The sequence below is a fragment of the bacterium genome, from assembly GCA_035527515.1.
Taxonomy (GTDB): domain Bacteria; phylum B130-G9; class B130-G9; order B130-G9; family B130-G9; genus B130-G9.
On record DATLAJ010000091.1, the window covers coordinates 12,041 to 31,520 of the forward strand.

The following is a 19,480-nucleotide window of genomic DNA, read 5'->3' on the forward strand; positions in this document are numbered from 1 at the left end:
TAACATGCCTATTTACAAAATCTTGATGGACTCATCACTAATACCAATACATGTTGCAAGCCGGTCAAATCTACCACAATCCAATAGAGCAGCGCTTGAGAATCTGCCGGGAGATTTCTTGAACATTCCGGATAGAAGACTAATCTTAAGATGTGATGAAAGCAGCAAGAATTGCTACAAGTTTTCGTTTGGACTTCTTTCGCGTTTTTGCCCATATCGTTGATAAACCACATATTGCTAGTCATGGCATAGACTGGCTTTGGGGGCGCAGCTCTAGCCTACACAAGCCCTAGCCGCTCACACACGGGGGGTGCGGGGCATCTTCTTTGGTTGAAGTCATGCTTTTAGTTTCTGGTCTTACATCTCAGCGATCGTTTCCCAGGTTGGAGGTCTTGCGCAAGTGAACAACGTGTGGGTCCGCGTCCTTCGGCGCGTAAAGCGGACGATCAACCGGCACAGCTTTGAGACATGGATCAAGAGCATGCACTACGAGGGATACAGGAAGGGCGTGCTGCGCCTCACGGTTCTGAACGACTCGCATCGGAATTGGGTCAACGAGAACTATCTCTCTTTGATAAGGGTGGCCGCAGGGGATATATGCAGTCGCGATGTCGAGGTCCAGATAAGCCTCAACGGGGTGCACGACGTTGAGGAGAAGGCGCCGGCTGTGCAGAGGTCTTTGCACAAAGCGCCCGTTGCTCACAGCTTGAGGCAGGGGCCGGCACTTCCTCATACCAATGGCGATTTCACGTTTGACAATTATGTCTTGGGCGAGTGCAACGAGTTTGCTCACGCGGCCTGCGTCAAGGTGGCTCAGAGCCCTTCAAAAGCATATAATCCGTTGTTCATATATGGCCAGGACGGGGTTGGCAAGACGCATTTGCTGTCCGCGATAACACACTACATCCGCCATAATCATCAAGCTCTGTCGGTCCTTTACGAGACGGCCGAGGATTTCACTAACGACCTGGTCGACTCGATTGGCAGCAGACAGATGCCCGGTTTCAGGGCCAGATACCGCAATCAGGATGTCTTCCTGATCGATGATATACAGTTCATTCAGGCCAAGAAGACGACGCAGGAGTCGCTACTGCATACCTTCAACGCGCTCTACGATCTCGGTCGTCAGATAGTTGTTTCCTGCGATCGGCATCCCGAAGGCCTTCAATTTGTTCAAGACAAGCTGCTCTCAAGGCTCGGATCGGGGCTGGTCGTTGACCTTGCACCGCCTGACCTCGAGGTCAGAGTGAGGATTCTTCTGAAGAAGGCTGAGAAGGTGAGTTTCGATCTGCCTGAAGAGATCGCCTACTACATGGCCAGCAGAGCACCTTCCAATGTGCGCCAGCTAGAGAGCTTGCTGACACGAGTGAAGGCCTATACCGAGTGGAAGCACCTCGACCTTACGCTCGAATCGGCAAAGGCGGCTCTTAACGGATACGGGAAACTGAACTCCCAAGAAAAGCTCTCGACCGAAGTTATTCAGAACAAGGTCGCCCTGTATTATGGGCTTAGGACTGATGACCTTCTCTCCCGCAGCAGAGCCAGGAACATTGTCCGAGCGAGGCAGGTGGCGATGTTTCTCTGCCGTGAGCTGCTCAGGGAGTCGTATCCAAGCATAGGTAGGAGCTTCTCTGGGATGAGCCATGCGGCCGCGATGCACTCTTGCGGCCGCGTTGTCTTCATGCTCAAGAGCGACCCGCGTTTCGTGCAGACTATCGATGTGCTCAAGAAAGAGCTTGCCGACTATGGGCCCAGACCCAAGGACGGAGGACAACTTTGCGTTCAGTTTGACGCCAAGACATAGCCCGCGTGAGGCACGAGACTTCGGTTTCCCGCACGGCACGGCCAGCTTCGGTCGGCTTCGGGGCACGTCAATTGGCGTTTGATCACGGGGCGGCCTGCCCAATGGTCGCCCCCTTTTCCTCTGCATTCTGCGGAGCTACTCAAACTGGCGACGACCTAAAGCGACTCGCGCCAAGACCAGGCCGACCCATCGAGCCACATCCCAACTCAGCAGAAATACTTTCACGGTGACTTACAAGCCCGGCATGGGCGGCTGCGTTCCGTCCGAAAGTTGAACATAAATGCAGGATCACTCATAGTAATGTGCAAAAGCCTAGAACAACTCATCGCTATGAACAACGCGTAGGAGGCTCTGTATGCCAAGCCGAAAGAGCAGGCTCTGCGGTAGTTTGGCCGTTGCGCTGGCTCTAGTTCTGGCTCTCGGATGCTGCTTTCACCACTCAACAAAGATCAAGAAAGGCGTCCAGTATGGCTGCGCCTCATGGTATGGCGGCAAGTTTCACGGGCGCCGGACTGCGAGCGGCGAGACCTACGACATGTTTGCCATGACAGCGGCGCACAGGACGCTACCGTTCGACACAATTGTCAGGGTCACTAACCTCGAGAACGGGCGGAGCGTCGTCGTCCGCATAAACGACCGGGGGCCATTCATAGACAAGAAAAAAAGGATAATCGACCTATCGCTTGGCGCCGCCAAACAGCTCGACATGCTCGAGGCGGGCGTCGTGAAGGTCAGGTTGGAGATACTGAGCTTGAGGTGAGTCTTGATCGTCGCCAGGAATTATTGAAACTGGCGGTCCAGGCGCTTGAGAAAGGGCAAGAGAACGTATAGCTTCATAAAAGAGGAACAAGTATCGTGTGTGAATTGCGCCGAGGTAGTCGGTCAAGGAAGAACGTTAGGAAGAAGGGATGCCTGTGTGAACGAGAGCGGATCTAATCGCTGTGTCACACAGTAAGCAGATGGTCGCATCCCAAAACGAATCCCCGAAAGGGGATCAACCTGAATAGCCGTAGGCGCCGGCCGCGGGCCCAGCCTACGGACCGAGGGCAGAATGAAACATCATCAGCCCTGAAAGGGCTGCACACGGTCTCCACGATCAGACCAGTTCGACCCCTTCGGGGTGGCGAGGATACCGGCGTGAACGGGTTCCGCAGGTTCCACCTACGGCTATTATTGTGGCCCCCCTCGGGGATTCGAAACGCAGCATCACGTCAACCCTAATTCCACTGTTACTCTGCGCTCGTGCTACGCAGCGCTTCGCAGAGTAGCAAAGGTTACGAAGCACGAGTTTTTTTCTTGACGACGACCCAGCCCCGGAGCCAACAAGGCAACACTCCTTAATCAAAGAATACGAAGACTCCTGTGCCCTCATGGGGCCATAAGCTGTTGACGTGTCACGCGACTGCGGCAACAATACGCAATTGGGTCAAGCTCCCAGGTGAGCGATAGCCCAGGATGCTATCATCTCGGAAGGTCTCTAACTGGCCTGATCGGAGCATGGCCGTGATGTGGCAGGCCGGTAGGGCAGAGAATAGGGAGATATCTTCGATTATGAGCATAGTGAAAACGAGGCGCCGTTTGACGCCTTTGAGCTGCGTGTTCTTTCTGTGGTTGTGTCTGATTTTTCTTGTCGTGCCATCGATTGGCGAAAAGGCAGGCGATTCAGGCAAAGGTCGGGAGCTTTTGGGGGATATCGACGGTTCGGGCCAAGTTGACACAAGAGATAAGTCCCTCATGGAGAAGGCAATTGGCGCAAACTCATCAGACCCGGACTGGGACTCGCGGTGCGACCTCGACGGGGACGGCCTCATCACCTTCAAGGACCTGCTCATCCTTGAGTCCAACATGGGCAAGTCGCTTCCGGGCGTTGCGATCGCCGCAGGCTATCACGCATGTGGGTGTCCTGAGCTCGTCTTCGCGCCGAAATTGCCGTTTGGCGCACTCTTCTCTGCGTCAGATGCGAGATGCGAGGTCAAGCTCGAGTTCTGCGTTGGTCAGGACGGAGTAGTTCTCTCGGTTCGAGCGCTGCTGTCGGACCTTGGGCCTGCTGCTACGAAGACGCTTCTGTTCTATGCTAGCGGGTGGTATTTTGAGACTGCGGCAGATTCCGCGAAGAAGGGCACATCATATTCTATAATAACGATGAAATGTCAGGACCTCGTTGGGCAAGACGGGAGCTTGCTGCCGAGGTAATGGGGTGAGGAAAGGAGCGAACAAATGGATGCAGAGCGAATCTTGAGCAGCGTGCAATCTGTTAGTGAACTTCAACACGTCAGGAGCGGCAAGGTCCGTGAGCTATTCCGTTTCACTGAGAATATCCTCCTGATCGTCGCCACAGACCGCATTTCGGCATTTGACGTCGTGCTGCCGACCGACATCCCATCAAAAGGGAAGGTCTTAACCAATATCTCGAAGTTCTGGTTTCGGGAGACCAAGGACGTCTGCCCAAACCATTTTGTCTCGACCAGGCCGCAGGATTTCATCGACCTCGAAGACGACGCGCTCGAGGTGCTCGCTGGTCGGACGATGATGGTCGAACGAATGAAGCCCATACCGTTTGAGTGCATAGTTCGGGGGCATCTTTGCGGTTCAGCGTTTAGGGAGTATGAGAAGAGCGGCAGTGTAGGTGAGGTTGAGCTTCCGCAAGGCCTCAAGTTTGGCGACAAGATCGCTAAACCTCTTTTCACGCCGACAACCAAGGCAGAATCGGGCCACGACGCGCCGGTTGGGTTCGAGGCGCTGGAGGCTGATATCGGCAAGGAAGATGCGGAGCTAGTGCGCAAAATGTCGCAGGAGCTCTATCAGTTCGGGCAGCGGGCGGCTCGTCAGGCAGGGCTCATTCTCGCCGACACGAAGTTTGAGTTCGGATACAACCGCCGAGGCGAGGTCTGCGTGATGGACGAGATGCTGACACCTGACTCCTCGCGGTTTTGGCTTAAGTCGGACTACTCTAAAGGTAACAGGAGCGATCCCTACGACAAGGAGTTCGTCCGCCAATACCTGATCGAAAGCGGTTGGGACAGAAACCCGCCGGCGAAAGAGCTCCCCGAAGAGATCGTCTCAGAGACGGCCCGCCGCTACAACATTGTTCATGATGCAATAACCCGACTGAAGCTCTGATGAGCGCGCACAGGCACAGCACCGATTGTCACGATGGCGCTCGTTCGGTCTCGAGGCCTTTGAACTTCTCGCTCAAGTGGTTCGAGGAGGTCTTATCGACGAGCGACGTGGCGAGGGAGCTTGCCAAGTCGGGCGCGGCGGAGGGGACTGTCGTCGTCGCCGGGAGGCAGAGTGCCGGTCGAGGGAGGTTTTCGAGTCCTTGGTTTTCTCCCGAGGGCGGGCTTTATTTCACATTGGTCCTTCGCCCAGAGATTCCGGCGGGGCAATCGCATCTGCTTGCGGTCGCTGCTGGTCTGGCCGTTGCAGACGCGATTGAGCTAGCCATCGGAGCAAGCCCCCAGCTCAAGTGGCCCAACGACATCTACCTTTCAGGGAAGAAAGTAGCCGGCGTGCTGACCGAGACGGAGCTGTCCGATCAACGCGTGAGGCTCGCGCTGGTGGGCATCGGCGTAAACGTTGAAAGGCCCGATTCTGGCGTCCCAGACCACCTGCAAGGAAGCGCGGTCTGGCTTTCGGAGCTCGGCGCCGCCAGCCCGACCGAGCTGCTTACAGGGGTGCTGGGCTCCTTCGTCGTATGGTATCAGAGGTTGAAGTGTGGCGATTTTGCAGCGATGGTCGAAAGTTACAACCGACGGGGGCTTCTGGTGGGGAGGCACGTGGAGGTCAAGTCAGCAAACCAGGTTGTCGCCGGCCGGTGCAGGGGTGTCAATGCGCAGTGCGCATTGGTCATCGAGCAGGCTCGCGGCTTCACAACGGCAATAGCAGAGGGAGAAGTATGCTCCTGGTCATAGATGTGGGCAACACGCAGACAGTTTTAGGGCTGTTTGAGGGAGAGACCCTGTCCCACCACTGGCGCCTCGCGACGGACATCCGCAAGACGAAGGATGAGTACTCGCTCCTTGTGAGCTCCCTGCTAGCAAGCGCTGGACTCGCTCCTGGGGACGTGGATGGAGTTGGCGTTTGTTCCGTTGTTCCGCCTCTTTCTCACGTATTTCTAGAGATGGCAGAGAGCTTGTTCGGCGTAAAGGCGATGCTCGTCGGCCCCGGCGTCAAGACTGGCATGCCGATACTCTACGAGAATCCAGCAGAGGTCGGCTCAGACAGGATCGCCAACGCCCTTGCCGCCTACTATGAGACACGCGGCCCGGTCATCATCGTTGATTTCGGCACTGCAACGACGTTCTGCGTGGTGTCAGAGAAGGGCGAGTACCTTGGCGGGAGCATAGTCCCGGGGGTCGGGATAAGCGCTGATGCTCTCTTCGCAAGGACCGCGAAGCTGCCTCGGGTAGCGGTTACGAGGCCAGCCACAGTGGTCGGCAGAACGACAGAAGCCAGCATCCAATCTGGCCTCTTTTTCGGCTATCTGTGCATTGTCGAGGGGATGATAGCACGGATCGTGTCAGAGATGCAGTTTGGGAGCAAACCCAAGGTCTTGGCGACGGGCGGGCTGGCGGAGCTGTTCGCAGGTGAGACCGAGACCATAGATGTGGTTGACCCATATCTCACCCTGAAGGGCGTGCGGATAATCTATGAGAAGAACGCGAAGAGGCCAGGACGAATACCTCCAAAGGGTTGAGGACTACATAGTCCAGGTGAGGCTTTCGCCGATGCTGCTCTCCCCGAAGGAGTGGACGGTCGCCGAGCAGTGGAAGCGCGACGAAATCCCACTGATGGTCGTGTTCCGCGGGATCGACAGGGCGATGCGGAGCCTGATTGCGAGAAGGCATGAGTTCAGCAAGCTTCGGATGACGCTCTCCTACTGCGACAAGCCGGTCCGCGCAGCCTTCCAGTCATATCTTTCGGCGCAGAGTCTCTTCCCCGCTGAAGGGGAGGACCGCGCGCCCATCGGGGCTGAAGCGAGGCCAGAGGATTCTGATGTTTACTACGTGCTGAACCGCTTAACCACGCTCGCCAAGATGGTTGAGGCGCTATCCGAAAGGCCGGAGTTCGTCGCTCGCAGGGATAGTATCGCGCAAATGGCTCAGAAGCTGAGTGCGCTCGCCGAGGAAACAAGAAAGAGCAGGGCCGGCCAATGGCTGGAGCGAGTTCAGACTCGCTTGGTCAAGCTGGACAGGGAGCTTCTAAGGACAGCAAGAGGTTGTCTCTCGCCCGGACGGAGGGTGCAGCTTGCTGCTCAGGCTAAAAAGAGGGCCAGGCAGACGAAAGCACCGCAGGATAGGTCCTTGATTGAGTACCTGATGGACGGGGCGGTTCGAGAGGAGTTCGGACTTCCTGTCATAGGCCTCTTCGACATCTGACGTTCCACCTCGATGAACACGGACATCTGCCAGCCGGCCGCGACCACCGATTCTGCTCCGTTAATGGCCGGCGTCCCAACGGGCGCCCTGACGCTCGAGCTCGTAGCCTTCGACAAGTCGGGCGACGGGAGCGCCAGGTATCCATACTTCACCGTGAGGTAAGCTGTTGATGCCGGGACCCTGTAACGTATAATGCTCGGCAAGATCGATAATTCATACACGAGTGCATTGCTTTTCCGGCGTGATACTTGCAGGTCACGCTGGCAATAATGAGGAGAACATAGGATGAACAGAATAGTCTTGTTAGTAGCGATTTTTTGCTTGGCAACGGGCTTGCAGCTCGCCAGCCAGGCGGGGCCGTATTCGGTTCCGGTCCAGCCGCTTCCAGGCATGGTTGTGGCGCCTGACGCAGAACATCAGAGCGGGGAGAGGACGTCCCATAATGGCGTATTGGTTGCGCTTGACGGGCAGGGCGACCACCTGCGGGACCTCACCTCCAGGGCGGCCATTTCACCATCAGCCGAGGAGGCGCTCGAGACCGTTCCCGAATGGCTCAAGATGGACCTTTACGATATGTTCACGCGGATGTCGCAGAGCGATCAGGAGGATTACGGACAGCTGCTGCTCTCGATATCCGATCTGCGCCTCATCGACGAGGTGGCCTTCACGATTGCCCACTCGTCAAAGAGCGTCCTGAGCCAAACGGACCCGGAGCTTTATCTCCGCAACGCAGAGCTTCTGTATCAGATCGATCCGGAGATACCCTACGCTGACATTGTGGATTACGGCCAGGCTGGCGTGGACCCCGATTTTTACTCCACGGTTCGATACTGGACGATCAGGGACGGCGAGATGGGCCAGTTCGAGCTTCCACTTTCCACCTATTACTGGTTTGTGGTGCATCCCAAGCTCGGCAAAGAGGACCCATCGATGAGTCCCCAGCCCAGGGAGGATGCGAACACTTATGGCTACTTCTGGCGCGAATACCTCTTCTACAACCCGTCGGATGAGTATGACTACACCCTCAACTACATGACCAGAGAGCCCAACAGGATAGACGATTCTGACGTTGACGGCTGGGGACCTACCGCGGCCGGCTACCTCGTTGACGGCTCAAAGAAGTGCCCTGACGGCGCGATAGTCGGGGGGCCTGGCACTGAGAGGCCCGTGCTTGTGGAGTTCATCTGGGGACAGGCTCGGGTAATCATCACAACGCTGGAGGTCGAGCGGGGCCACGCTACGGGCAAGGAGGAGATGCTGGAGAACCTGACGATGCGTTCAAACGGCCAGTGGGACGACCTCCTTCTGAGGCAAGGGATCGATCCGGATTACTACGACCAGGTGGCTATCGTAGATGGCTCGGGCAACTGGGATATTCTGTCCCCAATTCAGGAGGTTCTGGATGACAACGGGATACAAAATTGGGTAGTCTCCGCTGAGGAGATGCTGAATCCAGGCCAATGGGGATACTTCTCCAAGGTGATCATCCCCTCACACCAGAGCAGGGCGTTTTACGAAACGGTTGCCAGCGCCGAGTTCATGGACAAGTTCGAATCGTGGGTGGATGACTTCCGAGGCACGTTGGAGTTCCACGGAGCTTGCGATCCCGGAGATTCGTGGGCGGACCTTGAGCTCTTCAAGCTCGGTTACGTGGCGGAGGAGCTCGACGATGTGGCGCTCTACGGCTTCCCCGTCCTTAGAGAGGTGATAGGCAACGCTAGTTACCTCTGGGATGACAGCGTCGTGAACGCCTCGCTGCCTGGTTCAAGGCCGTTTGAGCCCAACTCGATGGCTGTTGATGTTATCTCCAACTGGACATCAAGAATGATCAACTTCCGCGCAAGAGGCAGCCGGCCCAGTCAGCCCAACCAGATTTGCTTTGAGCACGACGGCAACTGCGGCGAGATACGCTACCTGCTCAACGCCGCAGCCAGAACCTGCCTCTTGCCTACGGCGGGCGTCTGCAACAAGTCGTGGGACCACGTAACGTGCGAGTTCTGGGAGCAGGACTGGTATGGCTACCAGGTCGGCTTCAACGTCGGGAGCGCCATGATAGCGGACCAAAAGGTGCTTAACGACAAGGACTACGGAGGAACCAGGGACTTGTCCGCCATTGAGCAGGACCGAGGCGACAGCTTTCCCGTGAATGCGACGGCAAGATACAGCAAATCCTGCCGCTTCCACGCGAAAGTTCAGGACGTTCGAGGCAATCCAATTGACTGTGCGGAGGTTCGGCCGTGGGTTCGCTGGAAGAACCAGCCCAGCGAGCCGCTGGACAGCCCTCTGTGCGCTTACACTGATTCGTCGGGCGAGGTGGTCTTGGACCTCGGCGACCACCGCGACTACTGGTTCAACGTCGAGAGCAGGGCGGGGGATGCGCCAAAAGAGCAGCTCTTGACGGATACTCAGGAGGGCATGGACTACGATCATACCTGGACAATCGAGGAGGGAATCGTCCCCCAGCTGCCTGAGATCGAGCCGATAGAGTTCCCATCAGCTCCGCAGCACCCATACAAGCTGCATATCTCATTCAGAGCTGATTATGAGACCCTGTATAGCGTGAGTGCGCTGACTTTCGCGGAGAAGAAGGAGGAGACGGCCAACGTCGATTTCTTCATCTTGAACGCCGACAACTTCAGGAAGTATAGCGATGGCAAGCCATTCTCTGCATATCAATGGCGAGAAGATTACAGGTCCGATGAGTTTGAGGTCGAGATTCCGGATAGTGAGATTTACTACCTCGTTTTCTCGAACGAAGATACCCTTCTCGCCAAACAATTCGTAACGATAGCCGTCTCGGTATCTGAACGCGATGGCGAAGCCTGGACTCCCATTGAAAGTTACTCGAACTTCGTCGGGATACCGGCGCAAGATGCCTACGTCATTATGTTCAACAACCTTGTCGCACCGAGCGTCTATGCAGCGGGATTCTTCGCTGCTGAGGTGGACTCGTCGGGTAGTTTTGAGTTCGGCGTTCAGGCGTTCGTGCTTGACGACGACGGCTTGCACGACGTGCGGGACGTCGAGCTCTGCTATGGCGGCGTGCCGCTCGGCAAGTTTCTTAGGGACAACGGTAGATACGGCGACGCTCTCGCCGGCGACGGCATATTCACGTTTTCCGAGAGGTTCATGCCCGGTACGCTCTATCCGGGCGTCTATAAGCTCGAGATCGTAGCGACCGACATGGCCGGCGGCAAGAGCATCTCGTGGCCTTATCTGAACGCTCTCTCTACTCCGCTGCGCCTCAGCAGCCCAACCTGCTGCATGAACACGGACATCTGGCAGCCGGCCGCGACCGCCGATAACGCCCCGGTGATACTTGGCGGCGGCTTCTTTGGCAGAGAATGTTTTCAGCCGGGGGACGTGGTGCGCCTCGTGGTCTATGCTGACGATCCTGACGGCCTGTCTGACATCGAGCGAGTCGAGCTCTTCCTCGAGGGCGGCGTCGCAACGGGCCTTTCGTTGCACGACGACGGTGCCGATGGCGACGACCACGCCGGCGACGGCATATACACCTTCCAGACGCTCATGCCAGCAGGTATCCCGGCAGGGAATATGACGCTCGAGGTCGTAGCCTTTGACAACTCCGGCAACTCCAGCGCCAGGTACCCATACTTCACGGTGAGGTAGCCTGCTCGCGGGCGATATTCTCCAATGCCCGGAGTTCTTTGGGCCTCTCCCGAGCACCTGCACCTCGGCCGGCGTGTCCTTGTATGGCCTAGCCGATAACGGTCCTGATTCCGGGCACCATTGATCCTCTCACCGAGCGCTGTGGACACATCGGCGGTGAGGCTTCCTTTGGGTAAGGAAATCCAGATCAGTATCAGCCAGATAAGACGGCGACGGCTGAGCGCCTTTCCGCCATGTCTGTCTTCACTCGCTCAACTCCGGAGGTCTCTCGTAGGGGAGAAACTTGTAACTGATCAACTCGCTCGCCAGATGTTCAAGGTCCGGAAAGAGCTGATCTTCAGTTATCCGTAACAGATCCAAGGACTGCTTCAAGCCCTCCTTCGCAGATGATGGAATATTTATCCGTGCCAGGAACTTCCCTGCATCATCGAACTCATTTAGCGGCTGTGATGCTCCGTGGATTGTGAATTCCGATCGCTGGACCATCTGCCGCAAGTCAAAATGCCTAGTGAGTATTGCGAGAGTCTTCTCTGAATCTGCTAGTTTCTGACGAGTGAAGGCTGCCTTTAATACCGGAAGCACCATGCTGTCGTTTTCCGCAAAAAGAATTCTGTTGACTTGACTCATATTCAAACGGGGAGCCATCAAGGCCCACAGTGTTCCATCGCTGTCGGAGTATTCGTTAACCGCGAAAAACAACCCTATGAGAGGAGACTCTGTCCAATCCAGGAGGCGCGTTGGGAGGCGATAATGCCGCATAAGGTAAAGCCAGCCGGCATCGTCCTCAAAGTCAGGCACGCTTGTGTGGCGAATTCGCGCCCGCGAGCGGAATCTATTAGTCATGTTACGTTCATCAACGGCCCTGCTGTCGCGGTGCAGGGAGGCTGTAAGGCCCCATTGCCGATCTGCATGCCCTCGCCACCATGCCCTATCGTCTTCAAACGAATGGGTTACTGAAACGACGGCATCGAAGAATTGAGCAATGTTTTCTACGGTAACAGTCCTAATGGCTTCTTTCATTTCCGTCCTCCACAGCTTTCGAAAGCAGAACCCTGTTATCCAGACCTCTGTAAAATGTCATTTGTGGTCCTAGCCATTGCCATCATCATAATGACTGTTCAGCCTATCGTTGACGAAATCCGTGTTTCCACCTCTTCGACAGCTGCATATTAGGGTATCGGTTCGCGTCCATCAATCTTCGCGAATCGCAGCTTCCCAGAATCGCGCCGTCCGAACCAAAGCGAGGCGAAGGCCGAAGTCGGTGGTTTGTGGGGGCCTGTATCTTCGGAAAGGCGGCTATATGGTGGTGGGCGATACTGGATTTGAACCAGTGACCCCCGCCGTGTGAAGGCGGTGCTCTACCCCTGAGCCAATCGCCCACCAAAACCAAGTCTAATATATCAAACAGTTACAAGAGTCAAAACCCAAACCTTCCGGCCCGCCCAAGTGGATTGCTGATGCCATCGTCCGGGGCGATTCTGACCGTTGTCTGGAGATAAAAACACAACATAGTGGGGTGTTCGGATCTGGGCACAACATATCGCCGTATTCGGCCTCTCTTCGATCATAAGAATTGAGCCACGCGAAGTCAGGGATGTGTTGGGCTGGATAGTGCTCTATATGACACGTTTCGGGCGAGGCGTGCCGGTGTTGGTGTGTTTTTGTGGGTGAGTAGGAAGATTGTGCTGTGATTCTTGGTTGATTTGTCTTAGGTTTGGAAGTCGAGGGTTTAATTGGGGTGAAATTGGGAAGGTTATTGTGTGTATTAAACAGGCTGAAAATCGTATGTTCTTGCATTCTCTCCCTTTGGCGTCATATAATCTGCAGAAATATGCGAGAAGGAAACTATTAACAAGGGACATCTTATGGTTTCCAATCCCATTTGGCAGAATCGAATCTTTGGGAATGTGCAGGAATCCCGGACGCCCAGAAATGATAATTCGGCGTCCCAAAGGGATTTTGTAGATGCCTAGAAAGAGCTCTCGGGACACGGGACCAGAATCACTAACCTTCGGTCAGGGGATGAGGCGCGTTCAGATCGATGGTAAGGGGCGCATCACTATCCCTGTGCGTTACCGTTCGATTTTCGAGGACGAGTTGCGCGGGGATTGGGTTGTCTATCTGGTTGCGGATAAATCGAGGATAGACGTTCTTCCCAAAGAAAGATACGAGGCCAAGTATCGCCGCTTTATGAGGGAAGACAGTTCGGACCCGGATGACGTGAATGCGAGACGGAGGTTCATGGTTGGGACTGAGATCAAGGGCCTTGACCAGGAGGGGCGGCTGACTCTGTCGAAAGAGATGCAGAAGATTAGCGGGATAGGTTTCCAGGCTGTGCTGCTCTGGATGCGAGGTTGGTTGGAATTATGGTCCGACACTAAGTTCGACGCGTGGCTTTCTACGGCACCTTCAATGGACGATTTCGAGAGAAGAATCTGCGAGTCGGACAGGTCGCGGTCTTCTGCTCCAGAGCGAGCTGCTGCTTTTGGTCAGAGCGAACCAAAGGACGAATCTGACCAGTAGCAGAGGCTGTTGCTTTCATTCTCCGGAGGGGATTAATGAGGGAGCCTTTTGGGGATATTCATTGTCCAGTTCTGGTCGATGAGGTTTTGGAGAACCTCCGGCCTGTAACAGGCAAGGGCATCTTCCTCGATGCAACCGTAGGTTTGGGTGGCCATGCGCAGGCTGTTCTCGAGCGCTTTCCCTCTGCCTCAGTTGTGGGGATTGATATCGACAGCGAAGCACTTGCGCTTTGCAAGAGGCGCCTCGAGCGTTATGGAGAGAGATTCATGGCGATTAGGGGTTCCTACGGGGATTTGGGCGATCTTCTTTCTGAGGCTGGTATCGGGACTGTGGACTCAATTCTGATGGACACCGGGCTCTCTAGTTATGATATTGGGACGGCAGCGCGAGGCTTCAGCTTCATGCTCGATGGCCCGCTCGACATGCGTTACAGCCGCAGCTCGCAGCTCGCATCGGCAAGAGACCTCATCAATCGTGAAAACGTAAGAGAACTTCGCAAGATACTGCGTGATTTTGGCGACGTTCCATTCGCAGGCCGACTGGCCGCCGCTATCGTCGAGGCGCGAGGGAAGACGGCGATCAGGACCACCGGCGAGCTGGCTGCGGTCGTGAGGCGCTCGATTGGGCGCCGGTTGGGGCACGGCAAGGTTGAGAGTTTTCTTGCGAAGGTGTTTCAGGCGTTCCGGATTGCGGTCAACCGCGAGCTGGATGTGCTCGATGCGGGCTTGCAGCAGAGTATTGCCGCGCTTGCCAGCGGGGGTCGCCTGTTGGTGGTCTGCTATGAATCGCTCAGCCACAGGTTGACCAAGCGGGTGTTCCGGGAGCACGAGAGGGGCTACGTTCGCCCGGAGGATGCTGCCATGGGGACGTTCGAGCCAAGTGCGGAGATTCGGATAGTCAACAGGAAGGCGATTGGAGCATCGGCGTCCGAGGTTGCTAGAAACATTCGGAGTCGGAGTGGGGGACTTAGGATTGCGGAGCGTCTTTAGATGAGAGGCGAGGCCAGGTTTAACGATACGATGTTTTATTTATTTACAATCGGCATCCTTCTTGCCAGCGCGCTCTTCTATCTCTGCCAGAGCTTTCGCATCATGAACCTCAAGTGGGAGATATCTGGCCTCAAGTCCCAGTATCAAAGCCTCGCACGTAGCGGGGATGGCTTGAAGGTGAGGCTCGCGGGATTGAACGATCTTCCGGAGTTGGAGAAGAGGGCAATAAGGCTGGGCTTCGTTCATCCCAAGCCCGGTGAGATGCTGATCTTACACAAAGAGGACCTAAACGATGGGGCGACGAGGGTTGCTAGTCATAAACGGTAGTAAGCGTCGCGGGCCGCAAGCGGGGCAGATAGTCCACACTCGGCAGCCAAGGAAGCTCGATTCGCAGGCGTTGCGGATGCTGGCCGTGCTGTTGGTGTTCATTTTGCTTGCGGGTCTTAGTGTGTTCAGACTCCTTTGGATTCAGGTGTTGAAACACGACGATTACATGAGAATCGCCGAGTCGCTTCACACCAGAAGGCTGGCGCTCCCGGCAAAGCGGGGCAAGATACTTGACTGTCGTCTCCGGACGCTTGCGGGGAGCCGGGAGACGCTGTCCTTTTGGGCATACGCACAAGAGTTGACGGATGCCGACAAGAAAATCGCCAGGAGCCGGCTTTCTGGCTTTCCGGGCATTTCAGAAGGAAGTCTGGATGAGGCGTTTGGCGAGAAGGCGCGGTTAGTCTGGCTGCGTCGCTTCTGCGACGAGAATACTGCCCTGCGGCTTGAGAGCCTTCAGGTGCCCGGGGTCGGCTATACAGTTGAGCATAGGCGCTATTACACTTGTGATTGGGTGAGCAACATCGTCGGGTTCGTCAACGCTTTGGGCGATGCCATTGAGGGGGTGGAGCACAAGTTTGACAAGCTGCTGTCGGGCAAACCTGGCACGGTGGTAATAAATCCCTACGTGCGTTTGGAGGGTGCGCCGCTAACACAAGGGGTGTTGGAGCCTCCCGTAAACGGCAATAACATTGTTCTCACGATTGATAGCGCCATCCAATACATTCTCTACAGGCATCTTCGCGAGGCCTGTCAATCATGGAACGCGCCGCTTGCCCTCGGCCTGATTATGGACTCCAAAACGGGCGCGATACTGGGGATGGCGACTTATCCAACTTATTCCTCATCTAATCATAGACAGAGCTATACTGCTCACGACCTCGGCCATATTCCGGCCTATTTGGCCAACCTTTGTGAGCCCGGAGGCCTTTACAAGGCACGCTGCCTCACCGACCTTTTTGAGCCGGGCTCCCTTCTTAAGGTATTCGTGGTCGCTGCAGCGCTGGACATGAACAAGGTGAGGCGCTACGAGACGTTTTTCTGCGAGAACGGTTCGTTCAAGGTGGGGAAGTCGAGGATCTCCGACTGGCATCCATTTGGCGAGCTGACCGTGGAGGATATTCTGGCCGAATCGAGCAACATTGGGATGTCCAAGATCGGGATGCGGCTCACGCCTCGCCTGCTGCATGAGTACTTGATGCGTTTCGGGTTTCTGAACAAGCCGGGAGTGGGCCTGTTCGGAGAACCCGCGCCACGGGTCAAGGCACTGTCCCAGTGGGACGAGGAATACACCTGTTTCGTGTCGTTTGGACAGGGGCTCTCACTGTCGGCAGTTTCCCTTGTGTCGGCCATGTCCGCGATTGCCAATGACGGAATGCTCATGCAGCCCTATTTAGTGGCGGCCGTTCAGGACTCCAGCGGAAACATCGTCTATCAGACTCGTCCGAGAGTTATCAGAAGAGTCATCAGGGCAAGCACGGCGAGGACAGTCGTGAGCATGATGCGCAGGGTCGTAACTGAGGGCTCGGGACACAGGGCAGCTGTTGACGGGGTGTCTGTCTGTGGGAAGACGGGCACTGCACAGGTGTTCGATCATCAGACGGGGCACTATTCGCACGAAGACCTCATCACCTCCTTCATAGGTTTCGCGCCGGCTGAAGACCCGCAAATCGCGCTACTCATAAGCGTCTTCAGCCCGCGACACGCACAGCGAGAGATATGGGGGAGCACTGTTGCTGCCCCCATTTTCTCCGCTGTCGCAAGCCACGTCCTTGCCTACCTTGAGGCCAGAAAGTCGCCGTTTCTTCAGATGGCCAAGGACAAGCGATTGGAGGCAGCATCAAGTTGAGGCTCAGCGAAGTCTTAAGGGCGGTTGTAGTCCGGGCCACGAAGGGCGAGATGAGCCCGGAGGTCAGGGAGCTATGCTCTTCGTCCCAGAGCTCCTCACGTTCCACGGCTTTTTTCGCCGTTAGGGGCTTCACAAAAGACGGACATGACTTCATCCCTGATGTGATCAAAAGGGGCGCCGCAGCAGTTGTGCTTGACAGAGAGGATGTCTTTGAGCGACTCAGCTCGGATGTTTCTGAAGGCTGGCCACCACTCGTTCTCGTTGAAGATGCACGCTCCGCCCTCGCTGTCGCTGCGTCCAACCTGAACGGCAACCCCAGCGAGCACATGAAGCTCGTCGGCATCGTCGGCACAAATGGTAAGACCAGCGTCTCGTACCTTCTGGAGTCGGTCCTCGGAATGCTCGCTGGGGTCGGCGTGATCGGGACGATCAGCTATCGCTACCCTGGCAGCGAAGACATCGCCTCGCTGACAACGCCGGACCCGGTCCGGCTTCAGCAATTGCTGGCGGAGATGCACAAGCGAGGCGTTGAGACCGTCATTCTGGAGACCTCGTCACATGGCCTCGTGCAGGGGCGAGTGGACGGGTGCAGGTTCGCCCTCGGGGTATTCACGAACATCACGTCTGAGCACCTCGACTTTCACGGCACTTTCGAGAACTACCTAGCCGCCAAGCTCAGCTTCTTCGAGCGTCATCTTGATCCGACGAGGACGGCAGAAGCCGCAGCTGTGATAAACCTCGATGACAAGTATTCGGCCCAATTCCTGGCCGCATCGAGGGTGAAGACCAGAACCTACTCGCTCGAAAACGACGCCGCCGACTTCCTTGCCAGGCAAATACGGCTATCTCAGGATGGCACGGACTTCGAGGTCAGAACCCCTGACGCCACGCTTCCCATCAAGACTGCGCTCATCGGGGCACACTCGGTCCAAAACTGCCTCGCCGCGATCGCAGCCTCTGCCGCTCTTGGAGCGAGCTCGGAGCAGATGGTCTCGGGTATCGCGTCGCTCAAGGGAGTCCCAGGACGGTTCGAGAAGGTCTCCTGCGGACAGGATTTTCTCGTGGTGGTAGATTTCGCTCACACGCCAGACGCCATCGCCAAGACGCTCGAAACGGCGCGGCAGCTCGTGCGCGGCCGTATAGTCTCCGTGCTGGGCGCTGGCGGCGACCGCGACGCGGCCAAGCGCGGCCCAATGGGGCAAATGGCGGCGAAGTTGAGCGACGTCTGTGTCATCACCTCCGATAATCCACGGACGGAGGACCCGCTCAAGATCATACAACAGGTCGAGCGAGGCGCGCGGTCCATGGGTTCGGCTAAGGTCGTTGTCGAACCTGACCGGCGTGACGCCATAGGATTTGCTCTCGGCCTAGCGGCCCCGGGAGACGCCGTCCTGATACTTGGCAAGGGGCATGAGACATATCAGATTGTAGGAACCACTCGGCATCCTTTTGATGACCGGACGGTGGCGCGAGAGCTTCTGGAGACGATGAGACACCCCATCAGGACCGGGAGAGCCCGATGACGTCGCCGGTTCAGATACAGCAGCTGGCGAGAATCGTGGGCGGGCAGATGCTGTATCCGCCGCTTCACCCGATCTACGTGACGAGCTTCTCGATCGACACGCGCACCCTCAAGCAGGGGGATGTCTTTGTGGCGATCAAGGGCCCGCATTTCAACGGGAACGATTTCGTTGAGAAGGCGTTTCTGAAGGGAGCGTGCTGCGCGATTGTATCGAGGCTGAGGTGGCATCTAAAGGCCAAGCGCCAGGAGATAGCAGAGCTCGGGCCTGGCCCACTCATCGCGGTTTCGGACACCACCCAAGCCCTAGCCAAGCTCGGCACATATTTCCGCAGGAAGCTACGGGCCAAAGTCATAGCCGTTACCGGAAGCATCGGCAAGACTGCGACCAGGGAGATGCTCGCCGCAGTACTTGGCCGCTCCGGCAAGACCTATCAGTCTCGAAGCAACTACAACAACGTTTATGGGGTGCCGCTTTCGATCTTTGAGGCCAGACCGGATTGTGAATACCTCGTGGTGGAGCTCGGCATGAATGCTAAGGGCGAGATTGCCCAGCTCGCCGACATCTGTCAGCCTGATTACGGAGTGGTAACGAACGTATCCACGTGCCACACGGAGTTCTTCGAGTCGCTTGACGATGTGGCGGACACAAAGGCCGAGCTGTTCGAGAAGCTGCCCGAGAAAGGAGCTCTCTTTGTGAACGCTGACGATAGCCGGCTCGAGAGCCGGACCCATCTTGCCAAGTGCAAGGTTGTGGGATTCGGCCTTTCGGCGGGAGAGTTCAGGGGCGACAACCTCAGGTCGCTGGGGGAGAATGGCACAGCCTTCGAGGTGTTCTATGGCGGCGAGTCGCATTCGCTTAGGTGCCCTCTTTTGGGGGCGCACAACGTCAAGAATGCGCTGGCTGCCGTTGCGGTCGGCAGACATCTAGGCATGTCCTGGGACGCGATCGTAGCGGGGCTTGCGGACACCAGTTCCCTTCCACATCGCGTCAATCTGGTTGGCAGTCGTGACGGGCGCCTTCGAGTGCTGGACGACTCCTACAACTCATCGCCGGCGGCCGTTCGCGCGGCCATCGACACCTTGCTCGTGCTGCGTGGCGATGTTGACCCCGCAAGGTCAGTCATTCTCGTGCTTGGGGACATGCTGGAGCTGGGTCGGCTATCTGAATCGGAACACTACAAAGTCGGGGTTTACGTCGGCTCGCGACCCATAGACCAGCTGTTTCTGCTGGGGCCGCTTTCTAAGCATACTGCAAGGGGGGCGTGCGATTCGGGGATGGCGCCCGAACGGATACATCACTGTCAGTCTATCTATGACCTAAAGAGCGCGCTCGACGAGGTGCAGGACGGCGCTTGGGTGCTTGTGAAGGGCTCCCGAGCCTGGGCATTGGACCGCCTCGTTGACAGGTTGTGCGGCGAATCACGCCAAAAGGTGCTGATCAGGTAACATGGTTAAGGGATC

General features: G+C 56.6%; 15 protein-coding genes, 1 tRNA gene and 1 pseudogene. 15 read left to right on the plus strand and 2 right to left on the minus strand.

Annotation, left to right across the window (positions count from 1 at the left end; translation table 11 throughout):
• Positions 1–400 precede the first annotated feature (400 nt).
• The 9 genes and pseudogenes from dnaA to VM163_06750 all read left to right on the plus strand — a co-directional run bounded on the left by dnaA (position 401) and on the right by VM163_06750 (position 10,812).
• A complete protein-coding gene (gene dnaA / locus VM163_06710; protein ID HUT03564.1) occupies positions 401–1,804 on the plus strand; it encodes a chromosomal replication initiator protein DnaA in 1,404 nt (467 codons plus the stop codon).
• A 463-nt stretch (positions 1,805–2,267) separates the two neighbouring features.
• A pseudogene (locus VM163_06715) lies at positions 2,268–2,543 on the plus strand (septal ring lytic transglycosylase RlpA family protein).
• A gap of 812 nt (positions 2,544–3,355) precedes the next feature.
• Entirely contained in the window at positions 3,356–3,997 is a 642-nt protein-coding gene (locus VM163_06720; GenBank protein ID HUT03565.1) for a dockerin type I domain-containing protein, read from the plus strand.
• Positions 3,998–4,021: 24 nt separating this feature from the next.
• Positions 4,022–4,924 (plus strand): phosphoribosylaminoimidazolesuccinocarboxamide synthase, encoded by a 903-nt coding sequence (locus VM163_06725; GenBank protein ID HUT03566.1) that lies wholly within the window; start codon positions 4,022–4,024, stop codon positions 4,922–4,924.
• Complete coding sequence (locus tag VM163_06730; GenBank protein HUT03567.1) at positions 4,924–5,715, plus strand: biotin--[acetyl-CoA-carboxylase] ligase; 792 nt, start codon at positions 4,924–4,926, stop codon at positions 5,713–5,715. Before VM163_06725 ends, VM163_06730 begins: the two co-directional genes overlap by 1 nt.
• Complete coding sequence (locus tag VM163_06735; protein ID HUT03568.1) at positions 5,700–6,500, plus strand: type III pantothenate kinase; 801 nt, start codon at positions 5,700–5,702, stop codon at positions 6,498–6,500. The genes VM163_06730 and VM163_06735 overlap by 16 nt, the downstream gene beginning before the upstream one ends.
• Entirely contained in the window at positions 6,454–7,182 is a 729-nt protein-coding gene (locus tag VM163_06740; protein ID HUT03569.1) for a hypothetical protein, read from the plus strand. Before VM163_06735 ends, VM163_06740 begins: the two co-directional genes overlap by 47 nt.
• A gap of 12 nt (positions 7,183–7,194) precedes the next feature.
• Complete coding sequence (locus VM163_06745; protein ID HUT03570.1) at positions 7,195–7,344, plus strand: hypothetical protein; 150 nt, start codon at positions 7,195–7,197, stop codon at positions 7,342–7,344.
• Positions 7,345–7,467: 123 nt separating this feature from the next.
• The gene (locus tag VM163_06750; GenBank protein HUT03571.1) at positions 7,468–10,812 is read left to right on the plus strand and encodes a hypothetical protein; all 3,345 of its coding nucleotides are present in this window, start codon (positions 7,468–7,470) and stop codon (positions 10,810–10,812) included.
• Positions 10,813–11,055: 243 nt separating this feature from the next.
• On the opposite strand, the gene VM163_06755 is transcribed toward VM163_06750, so the two are convergent.
• Positions 11,056–11,832: an FRG domain-containing protein gene (locus VM163_06755; GenBank protein ID HUT03572.1), complete on the minus strand. Its 777-nt coding sequence runs from the start codon at positions 11,830–11,832 to the stop codon at positions 11,056–11,058.
• A 284-nt stretch (positions 11,833–12,116) separates the two neighbouring features.
• Positions 12,117–12,191: transfer RNA gene (locus tag VM163_06760), tRNA-Val, on the minus strand.
• Between the two features lie 586 nt (positions 12,192–12,777).
• On the opposite strand from VM163_06760, the gene VM163_06765 reads away from it, so the two are divergent.
• Genes VM163_06765 through murF form a run of 6 tightly spaced genes read left to right on the plus strand, consistent with a single transcriptional unit; the run spans position 12,778 to position 19,465 of the window.
• Positions 12,778–13,335: a hypothetical protein gene (locus VM163_06765; GenBank protein HUT03573.1), complete on the plus strand. Its 558-nt coding sequence runs from the start codon at positions 12,778–12,780 to the stop codon at positions 13,333–13,335.
• A gap of 35 nt (positions 13,336–13,370) precedes the next feature.
• Positions 13,371–14,324 carry a 16S rRNA (cytosine(1402)-N(4))-methyltransferase RsmH gene (rsmH, locus tag VM163_06770; protein ID HUT03574.1) on the plus strand — a complete coding sequence of 318 codons (954 nt, stop codon included), beginning with the start codon at positions 13,371–13,373 and terminating at the stop codon, positions 14,322–14,324.
• On the plus strand, positions 14,325–14,651 hold the full coding sequence (locus VM163_06775) for a hypothetical protein (GenBank protein ID HUT03575.1): 327 nt from the start codon (positions 14,325–14,327) through the stop codon (positions 14,649–14,651).
• A complete protein-coding gene (locus tag VM163_06780; protein HUT03576.1) occupies positions 14,617–16,497 on the plus strand; it encodes a penicillin-binding protein 2 in 1,881 nt (626 codons plus the stop codon). The genes VM163_06775 and VM163_06780 overlap by 35 nt, the downstream gene beginning before the upstream one ends.
• A complete protein-coding gene (locus VM163_06785; GenBank protein HUT03577.1) occupies positions 16,494–18,020 on the plus strand; it encodes a UDP-N-acetylmuramoyl-L-alanyl-D-glutamate--2,6-diaminopimelate ligase in 1,527 nt (508 codons plus the stop codon). The genes VM163_06780 and VM163_06785 overlap by 4 nt, the downstream gene beginning before the upstream one ends.
• The gene (gene murF / locus VM163_06790; protein ID HUT03578.1) at positions 18,017–19,465 is read left to right on the plus strand and encodes a UDP-N-acetylmuramoyl-tripeptide--D-alanyl-D-alanine ligase; all 1,449 of its coding nucleotides are present in this window, start codon (positions 18,017–18,019) and stop codon (positions 19,463–19,465) included. Before VM163_06785 ends, murF begins: the two co-directional genes overlap by 4 nt.
• The last annotated feature ends 15 nt before the right edge of the window (positions 19,466–19,480 follow it).

Excerpts from the sequence above, each read along its gene's own strand:
- VM163_06745 (HUT03570.1), top strand. The coding sequence starts at position 7,195 with ATGAACACGGACATCTGCCAGCCGGCCGCGACCACCGATTCTGCTCCG.
- VM163_06755 (HUT03572.1), bottom strand. The coding sequence starts at position 11,832 with ATGAAAGAAGCCATTAGGACTGTTACCGTAGAAAACATTGCTCAATTC.
- murF (HUT03578.1), top strand. The coding sequence starts at position 18,017 with ATGACGTCGCCGGTTCAGATACAGCAGCTGGCGAGAATCGTGGGCGGG.
- VM163_06775 (HUT03575.1), top strand. The coding sequence starts at position 14,325 with ATGAGAGGCGAGGCCAGGTTTAACGATACGATGTTTTATTTATTTACA.
- VM163_06720 (HUT03565.1), top strand. The coding sequence starts at position 3,356 with ATGAGCATAGTGAAAACGAGGCGCCGTTTGACGCCTTTGAGCTGCGTG.
- rsmH (HUT03574.1), top strand. The coding sequence starts at position 13,371 with ATGAGGGAGCCTTTTGGGGATATTCATTGTCCAGTTCTGGTCGATGAG.
- VM163_06725 (HUT03566.1), top strand. The coding sequence starts at position 4,022 with ATGGATGCAGAGCGAATCTTGAGCAGCGTGCAATCTGTTAGTGAACTT.
- VM163_06765 (HUT03573.1), top strand. The coding sequence starts at position 12,778 with ATGCCTAGAAAGAGCTCTCGGGACACGGGACCAGAATCACTAACCTTC.
- VM163_06740 (HUT03569.1), top strand. The coding sequence starts at position 6,454 with ATGAGAAGAACGCGAAGAGGCCAGGACGAATACCTCCAAAGGGTTGAG.
- VM163_06730 (HUT03567.1), top strand. The coding sequence starts at position 4,924 with ATGAGCGCGCACAGGCACAGCACCGATTGTCACGATGGCGCTCGTTCG.
- VM163_06750 (HUT03571.1), top strand. The coding sequence starts at position 7,468 with ATGAACAGAATAGTCTTGTTAGTAGCGATTTTTTGCTTGGCAACGGGC.
- VM163_06735 (HUT03568.1), top strand. The coding sequence starts at position 5,700 with ATGCTCCTGGTCATAGATGTGGGCAACACGCAGACAGTTTTAGGGCTG.
- VM163_06780 (HUT03576.1), top strand. The coding sequence starts at position 14,617 with ATGGGGCGACGAGGGTTGCTAGTCATAAACGGTAGTAAGCGTCGCGGG.